Annotated in this window: 4 protein-coding genes; all 4 read right to left on the reverse strand. The window is 46.7% G+C overall.

Annotated features, from left to right (window positions below):
- Positions 1-74: 74 nt before the first annotated feature.
- A complete protein-coding gene (locus tag JW878_08380) occupies positions 75-302 on the reverse strand; it encodes a hypothetical protein (GenBank protein MBN1763073.1) in 228 nt (75 codons plus the stop codon).
- 209 nt (positions 303-511) lie between these two features.
- Positions 512-1450: a hypothetical protein gene (locus JW878_08385; GenBank protein ID MBN1763074.1), complete on the reverse strand. Its 939-nt coding sequence runs from the start codon at positions 1448-1450 to the stop codon at positions 512-514.
- Between the two features lie 276 nt (positions 1451-1726).
- On the reverse strand, positions 1727-3607 hold the full coding sequence (gene dnaK / locus JW878_08390; GenBank protein ID MBN1763075.1) for a molecular chaperone DnaK: 1881 nt from the start codon (positions 3605-3607) through the stop codon (positions 1727-1729).
- A 114-nt stretch (positions 3608-3721) separates the two neighbouring features.
- The gene (locus tag JW878_08395; GenBank protein MBN1763076.1) at positions 3722-5362 is read right to left on the reverse strand and encodes a TCP-1/cpn60 chaperonin family protein; all 1641 of its coding nucleotides are present in this window, start codon (positions 5360-5362) and stop codon (positions 3722-3724) included.
- Between the last annotated feature and the right edge of the window lie 151 nt (positions 5363-5513).

Genomic DNA, 5513 nt, shown 5'->3' on the forward strand with positions numbered 1-5513 from the left:
TGCATGGCTGAGGGCATTACCGATCACGTTTGGACATGGGAGGAATTATTGATGTTCAAAGTGAGTCATGAAAGTTAGGACATCACCGAATCGGAAGGAATATCGTGATTATAAACAATAACCCAGCTTTCTCCATTATCGCAATTAACGATTGCTGCATTCGTAAAGTGTTCTGGTGGTGTGTATATTCCTAATTCTGGATCTTGGTTTGAAAAATCTTCCCAAGAATCTTTGTCTTTAATGCCTAAAAAAGAATAATAAGTCGAATTTCCACTAACGATTTTAATATCTTTTTGTATCATATTATCTCCGACAAATAACGATGAATAACAATAAAATGTGATGATGAGGATACTGGTGCAGATTATAAAAATGAATACTAACTTAGTCTTATTTTTCATTCTTACCACCGACTTTAAAAAGTTGAATTAAATCTTTCGCAAATGCACCTATTATAACGGACGATATACTGACTATCGCTAAAAATATTCCTGGGTACAATTCATATAATCTAGAAATGCTTATCCTCACAAAATACACCAAAATAGCTATAAAAATTTGTAACTATTAGATATTTGTAAGATTTTATATAATTTACAAGTACATTTTTGGTATATTTTAGCTCCACAGAGCGTACCATTCCCTCATAACCCTTACGTACTATTTTTAACATATCGCCAGAAAGATCAGCTTTTAATGCAGTCTTACATTTAATATTGTTGATTCTAAAATAACCAAGAATAGTCTCTTTTAAAAAATCCTGATATTTCTCATTTATTTTTGTGCGAGTTAATTCGTTATATCCAGCAGCGAAACCTAAAAGTGCAAGTTCAACAGAATTATCATCTTCGGTTTTTGCATAAAGATAATAGTGATTGTAATCGCGTGTTATAATCATCCATTGTATCTCGTTGTCTGTTATGTTCTTTTTAATTTTGGATAAATTTAGAAAGCTAAACATTTCTCCAATCAATCGAGTTACTTCAGCAATTGATGAATCCAATTGAATCTGAGTCACGTCCTCTTCTTCAATATTTTCTGTGCTCACAAAGGATGAAAGCATATTATACGAAAAATTAGAAACAAGGACTCCTAAAGCAAATCCAAAGAAGGTAGTAAACAATAACTCACTAAAAGGCCGTCCAAATTGTATAGTCGCTTCCATAGAGAGGACAAGGGGTGTCAAAAATGCCGGAGTAACCCCTATTTGTCTATTTTTATATATGTGCCCCACTACAATAGAAATAAAGGATGCAATGTTGAGTATTACGATGATTCCGAGTGCAATCGCTTCAAAGAAGTTGGAGCCTAATTTGGCCGAGAGAATTTTGAACGCCCAAAAAGCAATCACCGTGGACAACAACAGGAAAGGGATAATCTGGATTAATCTCCGCCAAATTCTATCAAACAAAGATTCAGGCCCCCCTAAGGTCTCTGGTTTCTCCGTCATTATGCTCTTTTTTTAGATTGAGGCAGTAGAAACTACCTTTTTACTTAACTATTTCCTTTAAAAATAAAAGTTGCTTTTTAAAAAGATTGATAGTGATTTTTGTGCTAAAAAATCCTTCAACCAGTACAATTTCAAAGTGTGCACAAGAGTAGAAGAAATAGCGTTGTAAAAAAGTCTATTTTCAAAGTTTGTAGAGAAGACAATCCACCATACCGAAGCTAAGTCGAAAAAAAAAGGAAGGGGGATTAATGAAGCGTGTTGAGAATCGCCTCTTCCTTATTTCTCTTCATCCTTCACATCATAATCCACGTCTACGTAATCGCCTTCTTCCTTCTTCTCCCCGGTTCCGGCTTCTGCTGCTGTCTTGCCCGCTGCAGCTTCAGCCTCTGCCGCCTGCTTCGCCGCCTCCTGGTAGACCACCGCAGAAACCTCATGCAGCGCTTTCGTCAATTCGTCCGTGTCCGATTTGATCTTTGCCATGTCCGTCCCTTTTAACGATTCTTTCAACGCGTCCTTCGCGCGCTCTACCTTATCCCTCTGATCTTGCGCGATCTTATCGCCCAGCTCTTCGATAGTCTTCTCCGAGGTGTAAACGAGCGAATCAGCCTGATTCCGGAGCTCGATCTCCTCTTTACGCTTTGTATCCTCTTCACTGTACCGCTCCGCCTCTTTCACCATCTGGTCGATCTCATCCTTCGGCAGTTTCGTTGACGCAGTGATTCTGATCGAGGCTTCCTTGCCCGTTCCTAAATCCTTTGCCGTGACGTTCAAAATCCCGTTTGCATTGATGTCGAACGTCACTTCGATCTGTGGAATGCCACGCGGTGCTGGTGGAATGCCATCCAAATGGAACCGTCCCAACGAGGTGTTGTCCACTGCCATTGGGCGCTCACCCTGCGTGATATGTATCTCCACGCTGGTTTGGCTGTCCGCTGCGGTGGAGAATATCTGCGACCTTTTCGTGGGTATCGTGGTGTTCCGTTCGATCAGCGGCGTTGCCACACCGCCTAAGGTCTCTACACTGAGTGTAAGAGGAGTGACATCGAGTAAGACGATCTCTTCCTTCACCTGACCGCCGAGGATGCCAGCCTGTATCGCCGCGCCGAGCGCCACGGACTGCATCGGGTCAACGCCGCCTTCTGCCTTCTTGCCCAGTATTCGCTCGAACCGCTCTCTCACAATCGGCATTCGTGTCGGGCCGCCGATGAGTATTATCTTGTCGATATCGCCGGGCGAGAGCTTGGCATCTTTCAGTGCGCTCCGTATAGGCGGCTCCAGCCTTCTCAAGGTCGGTTCAGCCAATTCCTCTAATTTCGCGCGCGTGAGCGTCTCTTCAAAGTGCTTCGGCTCACCGTTCGAGACGGCAATAAACGGGAGGTTAATGCTGGTCGATACGGACGATGAGAGCTCTATCTTTGCGCGTTCCGCCTCATCCCGTAATCGCTGCATCGCCGTGAGGTCGTTCCTCAAATCTATCCCTTCCTTCCCTTTAAACCGCTCGACAAGCCAGTTTATGACGGCTGCGTCCATATCGGTGCCGCCCAGCTGTGTATCGCCATTGGTGGAGAGCACTTCAAAGACTCCCTCGCCAATATCCATGATCGTCACATCAAACGTGCCGCCGCCAAAGTCGAGCACGGCAACTTTGTACTCGTCTGCCTTGCCAAGCCCGTAGGCCATTGCCGCCGCCGTTGGTTCGTTTATTATCCGCTCCACCGTGAAGCCCGCAATCTCGCCGGCGTCCTTCGTCGCCTGCCGCTGATTGTCATCGAAATACGCCGGTACGGTAATAACAGCCGCGTCGACCTTCTCGCCTAAATATGCCTCTGTATCCGTTTTTATCTTCTGTAGCACCATTGCGGAAATCTCTTGCGGGGTGAACTCCCTGTTTATCGACTTCACAGGGATCTTCTCCGAGGTCCCCATCTTTCGTTTTGCTTCTCTTACCGTGCCTTCCGGGTTAACCACCGCCTGTCGCTTCGCTGCTACACCTACCAGCCGCTGACCATCCTTGGTGAACGCAACCACTGACGGAAACATCTTACCGCCGTATGCGCTGCCCTCTGCACTTGGTATTATCTTTGCATCGCCGCTTTCGTCAACAAAAGCCGCTTCCGAGTTCGTCGTTCCGAGATCAATGCCAATTATCCTTACCATTTTATCTAGTCCTCTATCTATTTCCATCCCTTATGTCAAATTCAAAGATGCGCTCTCCATGTGAGAGTGTGTGTAAAAAAATAAAAAAAAGGAGAGAAAAAAGAAAAAAATTGCTTAGTATTCTCCCATTCCAGGATAGCCGCCACCTGGAGGCATACCACCGCCGCCTGCTGGCATACTCGCCCTACTCGAGGCAATGACATCGTCTATCCGCAGAATCATCGTTGCAGATTCCGTTCCCGAGCTGATAGCCTGTGTCTTTACCCGTAACGGCTCGATAACACCTGCCTTGAGCATGTCGGTGGGTTCGCCCTTGAACACGTCTAAACCCGCATTCTTCTGGCCCTTTTCGTGCGCAGACCGAAGCGCCACGAGCATGTCAATGGGGTCCAAGCCGGCATTCTCGGCAAGAGCCCGTGGAATGACCTCAATAGCATCAGCAAAAGCCTGTATCGCCAACTGCTCACGGCCGCCGACGCTTGCGGCATAATCTCGCAGCTTGAGCGCCAATTCGATCTCCGCAGCGCCACCGCCAGCTACGTACTTACCATCCTCTAATGCAACAGCCACCACTTTCAATGCGTCATGCATTCCGCGCTCCAGCTCATCCACAACGTGGTCTGTTCCACCTCGTAGCAGAATGGACACGGCTTTTGGATTCTGACAATCCTCGACGAAGATCATCTCTTCACCGCCGATCTTACGTTCCTCAACCAGTCCCGCTTTACCGAGATCCTGAGCTGCAATCTCCTCCATGCTCGTCTGGATCTTACCGCCGGTCGCACTTGCCAACTTCTTCATGTCGCTCTCTTTCACTCGTCTCACGGCAAATACGCCTTTTTTCGAGAGATAGTGCTGTGCCAAGTCGTCGATCCCCTTCTGGCAGAAGAGCACGTTTGCACCGCTCGATGTCACCTTCTCGACCATCTCCTTCAGCATCTTCTCCTCTTCTTCGAGGAAGGCTTTCAGCTGTTCCGGTGCGGTAATCTCTATCTTCGCATCTACCTCGGTCTTCTCAATCTCTAAAGCAGAGTTTATGAGTGCTATCTTCGCATTCTTCACGGTCTTCGGCATGCCGGGGTGCACACGCTCCTTATCCAGCACCATTCCCATGATCAACGTGGTATCTTCCGTGCTGCCGCCCATCTTCTTCTCTAACTTGATATGGTCAATATCTATATTCTCCACGCCCTTCTCCGCGATCATTTTCACGGCGTCTACTGCGAGATCCGTCAACATCTCTCGTGCAGTCCCTGCGCCTTTGCCGGTCATTGAGGTTATAGCGATCTTCTTCAGGGTTTGGGAATCTGTTGGCTTAACAGTTTTAGCGATCCCATCCAGGATTTCATACGCTTTCTCGGCCGCTAATCGGTATCCTGCTGCGATCAACGTTGGGTGCACTTCCTGTTCCAGAAGGTCCTCCGCACGCTTGAGTAACTCGCCCGCGAGGATGACTGCGCTTGTCGTTCCGTCGCCGACCTCTTCATCCTGCGTCTTCGCGATCTCAACCATCATCTTCGCCGCGGGATGCTCGATGTCCATCTCCTTCAATATCGTTGCGCCGTCGTTCGTTATGACCACGTCGCCCATTGAGTCCACTAACATCTTGTCCATCCCTTTCGGGCCAAGAGTAGATTTAACCGCATTAGCGATGGTCTTCGCCGCCATTATGTTCCTGCTCTGCGCGTCCCTGCCTCGTGTTCGCTCACTGCCTTCTCTTAAAACCAATATCGGTGTTCCACCTAATTGTGCCATGTTGAATTATCACCTTTTTCTTATTCACTATATCTTTAGTTCTATATAAATCTTATTTATTGACGGGCTTTGCACCTAAAAGGCTAATTTTCAATGAATTTAGGTGCAGACGTATTACACTGGCTAAAACGGCCATAGAAGAACAGAAAAA

Source organism: Methanomicrobia archaeon (assembly GCA_016930255.1).
GTDB lineage: Archaea > Halobacteriota > Syntropharchaeia > Alkanophagales > Methanospirareceae > JACGMN01.

Excerpts from the sequence above, each read along its gene's own strand:
- dnaK (MBN1763075.1), bottom strand. The coding sequence starts at position 3,607 with ATGGTAAGGATAATTGGCATTGATCTCGGAACGACGAACTCGGAAGCG.
- JW878_08395 (MBN1763076.1), bottom strand. The coding sequence starts at position 5,362 with ATGGCACAATTAGGTGGAACACCGATATTGGTTTTAAGAGAAGGCAGT.
- JW878_08385 (MBN1763074.1), bottom strand. The coding sequence starts at position 1,450 with ATGACGGAGAAACCAGAGACCTTAGGGGGGCCTGAATCTTTGTTTGAT.
- JW878_08380 (MBN1763073.1), bottom strand. The coding sequence starts at position 302 with ATGATACAAAAAGATATTAAAATCGTTAGTGGAAATTCGACTTATTAT.